Annotated in this window: 3 protein-coding genes; all 3 read left to right on the forward strand. The window is 72.6% G+C overall.

The features are described 5' to 3' along the window. The coding region (locus tag VGW35_18370; protein ID HEV8309632.1) for a hydantoinase/oxoprolinase family protein at window positions 1-2,069 on the forward strand (2,069 nt) is incomplete at its 5' end. Window positions 2,070-2,071: 2 nt separating this feature from the next. Then, on the forward strand, window positions 2,072-3,814 hold the full coding sequence (locus tag VGW35_18375) for a hydantoinase B/oxoprolinase family protein (protein HEV8309633.1): 1,743 nt from the start codon (window positions 2,072-2,074) through the stop codon (window positions 3,812-3,814). 38 nt (window positions 3,815-3,852) lie between these two features. After that, window positions 3,853-4,509 (forward strand): hypothetical protein, encoded by a 657-nt coding sequence (locus tag VGW35_18380; protein ID HEV8309634.1) that lies wholly within the window; start codon window positions 3,853-3,855, stop codon window positions 4,507-4,509. Window positions 4,510-4,652 lie beyond the last annotated feature (143 nt).

Here is a 4,652-nt window from a genome sequence, read left to right on the forward strand (position 1 = left end):
ACCGGCTGGGCGTGGACGTGGGCGGCACCTTCACCGACTTGGTCCTGGTGGGGCCGGACGGGCAGGCCTTGACGCACAAGGTGCTGTCGACGACGGCGAACTACGCCGAGGGCATCGTCGCCGGCGTCCGCGCCCTGCTGGCCGAGGCCGGGGTGGCGCCGGCGGCGGTGGGCGACGTCGTCCACGGGACCACCGTGGCGACCAACGCCATCCTCGAGCACCGCGGGGCCCGGACGGGTCTGATCACCACGGCCGGGTTCCGGGACATCCTGGAGATCCGGCGTCTCCGGATGCCGCGCCTCTACGACATGGACTTCGAGCGGCCGGCGCCGCTGGTGCGGCGGCGCTGGCGCCGCGAGGTCGGCGAGCGGATGAACCATCGCGGGGAGATCGTGCAACCGCTCGATCGGGCCGGCGCGGCGGCCGCGGTCGATCGCCTGATCGCCGAGGGCGTCGAGTCCATCGCGGTGTGCCTGCTCCACGCCTACGCGAACCCGGCGCACGAGCGGGCCCTCGGCGCCCTGGTCCGGGAGCGCGCGCCCGGAGTCTCCCTCACCCTCTCGTCGGACATCCTCCCGGAGATCCGCGAGTTCGAGCGGACGAGCACGGCGGTGGCGAACGCCTACGTGATGCCGATCATGGACCGCTACCTCGAGCGCCTGGCCTCGGATCTCACCACCCTGGGCGTCGACGGCGCCCTCCTCGTGATGCAGTCCAATGGCGGCATCATGACCGCCGACGGGGCCCGCCGGCGACCGGTCCACGTGATCGAGTCGGGGCCGGCGGCGGGGGTGATCGCCACCGCCGCCCTGGCGCGGCGGACCGGGCTCTCCAACGTCATCAGCATCGACATGGGCGGGACCACGGCCAAGGCCTCGATCATCGAGGGCGGAGAGATCAAGCGGACGGGGGAATACGAGATCGGCGGCAGCGTGTCGCAGGGCAGCCGGCTGAACAAGGGCGGGGGCTATCTCCTGCGGGTCCCCGCCATCGACATCGCGGAGGTGGGCGCCGGCGGCGGCAGCCTCGTGAGCCTCGATCCCGCCGGGGCGCTCCGCGTCGGACCGGAGAGCGCCGGAGCCCTGCCCGGACCCGTGTGTTACGACCTCGGGGGCACGCAGGTGACGTTGACCGACGCCAACGTCTGCCTCGGCTATCTCCACCCCGAGCGGCTCGCCAGCGGGCTTCCGCTTCGCGCCGGTCCGGCGCGTTCGGCGCTGGCCGCGCAGATCGCGGCGCCCCTGGGCCTGCCGCTCCTGGAGGCGGCCCACGGCGTATACCTCCTCGGGTGCGCCGGGATGGCGCGCGCGGTCCGGGCCGTGACGATCGAGCGCGGGCGGGACCCGCGGGACTTCACCATCGTCGCCTTCGGCGGGAACGGGCCGCTGTTCGCCGCCGAGATGGCGCGCTCGCTCGAGATCGGCCGCGTCCTCGTCCCCCCGGCCCCCGGTGTCTTCAGCGCCATCGGGCTCCTCGAGGCCGACGTCGAGCACCACCTCGTGCGGACCTACCTCCGCCCGCTGGCGGCCGTCAAGCCGGGCGAGCTGGCGGCCGCCCTGGCCGATCTCGAAGAGGAAGCGGAGACGCTGGTGCGCGCGGAGGGCTTCCGGGGGCCGGTGGAGACCGCCCGGGCCGCCGACTTGAAGTACCAGGGGCAGTCGTTCGAGCTCACGGTGCCCCTGCCGGACGAGTGGACGGTGGACGACGTGCCGCGGCGGCTCGCGGCGGCCTTCGGACGGGAGCACGAGCGGACGTACGGCCACAAGGCGGACGACGACCCGATCCAGATCGTGAACCTCCGCCTGACGGTGCGGCTGCCGCGCCCCGCCGAGCGCCCGACTCTCCGGGCCGCGGGACGGGCCCCGGCGAGCCGTGAGACACGGCCGGCCTACTTCGGGCCGGCCGACGGGAGCCGACCGACGCCGGTGATCGGCCGGCTCGACCTCGCGGGCGCGGGCCGCCCGGGCCCGCTCCTGATCGAGGAGTACGACGCGACGACGCTCGTGCCGCCTGACGCGACCGCCGAGCTCGATGCCTGGGGGAACATCGTGATTACCACGGGAGCCTGACGATGGGGAGCCGCGACCTCAGCGACCCGATCCTGCTCGAGCTGATCCGGAACGCGCTCGACGCGACCGTGGAGGAGATGGCCATCGCGCTCGTCCGCACGGCCTACTCCAACAACCTCAAGAACTCGATGGACATGTCCTGCGCCCTGTGCGACGCCGACGGACGCCTGATCGCCCAGGGGCTCACCCTTCCGCTCCACCTGGGCTCGGTGCCCGACGCGATGGCCCACGTGCGGCGGAAGTTCGCCGGGCGGATCGACCCCGGCGACGTGTTCATCCTCAACGACCCCTACGCGGGCGGCACCCACCTGCCCGACTTCTACATCGTCAAGCCGACCTTCCTGGAGGGGGAGCTAGTCGGCTGGGCCACCAGCATCGGCCATCAGCTCGACGTCGGCGGGAAGACGCCGGGAGGAAACGGGTGCGACGCGACCGAGATCTTCCAGGAAGGCCTCCGCATCCCGCCGCTCAAGCTCTACGCGGCCGGCCGGCCGGTGGAGGCCCTCTTCGAGCTGATCGAGCGCAACGTCCGCGTCCCGCGCCAGGTGCTGGGCGACGTCCGGGCCCAGCTCGCGGCCTGCGAGGCGGGCGAGCGGGCCTATCTGAAGCTCCTGGCCCAGCACGGCCCGGAGCGGTTCGCCGCCTGCACGACGGCGCTGCTCGACCAGGCGGAGCGGCTCGCGCGGACCGCCATCCGCGCCATGCCGCCCGGCAGCTACACCTTCACCGACTACCTCGACGACGACGGGATCGATCCGGACCCGATCACGCTCACCGTGCGGCTCACCGTCGCCGGCGACCGCATCATCGCCGACTTCACCGGCTCGGCCCCGCAGGTGAAGGGCGGCATCAACTCCCCGCTCCCCTTCACCAAGTCGGCGGTCTACGCCGCCGTGCGCCACCTCATCGGCGGCGAGCCGCCGAACAACGAGGGGTACTTCCGCCCCATCGAGGTGATCGCGCCGCCGGGGACCATCGTCAACCCGGTGCCGCCAGCGGCGGTGGCGGCCCGGGGCCTGACCGGCTTCCGGATGGCCAACGTGCTCTTCGGCGCCCTGGCCCAGATCGCGCCCGACCGGGTCTTCGCCTGTGAGGTGGGCGGCGACACCGGGGTCAGCATCGGGGGATATGACGCCGAGCGCCGGCCGTTCGTCTTCCTGGAGTTTCTCTTCGGCTCCTGGGGCGGCCGGCCGAACAAGGACGGCGTCGACGGCAACAGCAGCTCGGTCGTCAACTTCTCGAACAATCCCGTCGAGGTCATCGAGTCGGAGTACCCGATCGCCATCGAGCAGTACGGCTTCGTGCCGGACACGGGCGGCCCCGGGCGGTTCCGCGGCGGCCTCGCCCTGGTCCGGCAGTACCGGTTCCTGGAGACGGAGGGCACGCTGCAGCTCCGGACCGACCGCCGGCGCTTCCTGCCCTACGGGCTGCAGGGCGGCCGGCCTGGGACCCCGTCCCGGAACGTGCTCACCCCGCGGGCGGTCACCGAGCTCCCCGGGAAGTGCACGGTCACGATCCGGCGCGACGACGTCTTCCGCCACGTCCTGGCCGGCGCCGGCGGCTTCGGTGATCCCCTGGACCGAGACCCGGAGCGCGTGCTCCGGGACGTGCTCGAGGAGAAGATCACGCCCGCCTATGCCCGGCGGGAGTACGGCGTGGTGATCGACGAGGCGACGGACGCGGTGGGGGCCGACGCGACGCGGGAGCTCCGAGCCGCGATGCGGACCGCCACACTCCCGCGATGAGACGCGTCACCGCGGGGAAAGATGAAGGAGAGTCCCCCATGACGAAGGACACGACACGGCGCGACTGGATCGCCACGACGTTTGTCGGCTTGAGCCTGCTGGTCGCGGCCCCGTCGCCGTCGTGGGCCGCCGACCCGTTCGACGAGCCCGCGAAGACGGTCAACAGCGCCGCAGCCACTCCGGCAGGACAGTCGCGCGTCGCCTCGCGGATGGCCAGCGAGCTCAACGCGTCTCTGGGGCGCAACGCATATTCGGCCGCCTCGCTCACGGCCCAGCAGGCGCAGACCGGCTGGGGCTGGGGCGAGGTGATGATCGCGAATCGTCTGGCCCAGGCCATCAGCCAGAAGACGGGCGTGTCGCTGAGCACGGCCCTGGACAAGGTCACCACCGCGCGGCAGCAGGGCTCGGGATGGGGAGCCATCGCGAAGTCGTATGACCTGAAGGTGGGCCCCCTCGTGAGCGAGATGAACAAGAGCGCGAAGGCGGTGGACAGGGCTGCCAAGGCCTCGGACAAGGCGCAGGACAAGGCCGCCAAAGCCGGCGAGAAGGCCCAGGCCGGCGTGGGCGGCGGCAAGGGCGGTCCGGACAAGGGGGCTGACAAGAGCAGCGGGGACAAGGGCGGCGACAAGGGCGGTGGCGACAAGGGCGGCGGCGACAAAGGCGGCGGCGACAAAGGCGGCGGAAAGGGCCACTAGGGACGACCCAACGCGGCCGCGAGGGCGAACCGGACGGCCACGGGGCCTCCGACGGAAGGGGTGCCGCCCCACCGGCGCCCGACCGCGATGGTGTTCCAGAACTACGCGCTGTTCCCGCACCTGGATGTCCTCTCCAACATCGC

It is taken from the genome of Candidatus Methylomirabilota bacterium (assembly GCA_036005065.1).
Lineage (GTDB): Bacteria > Methylomirabilota > Methylomirabilia > Rokubacteriales > DASRDR01 > DASYQW01.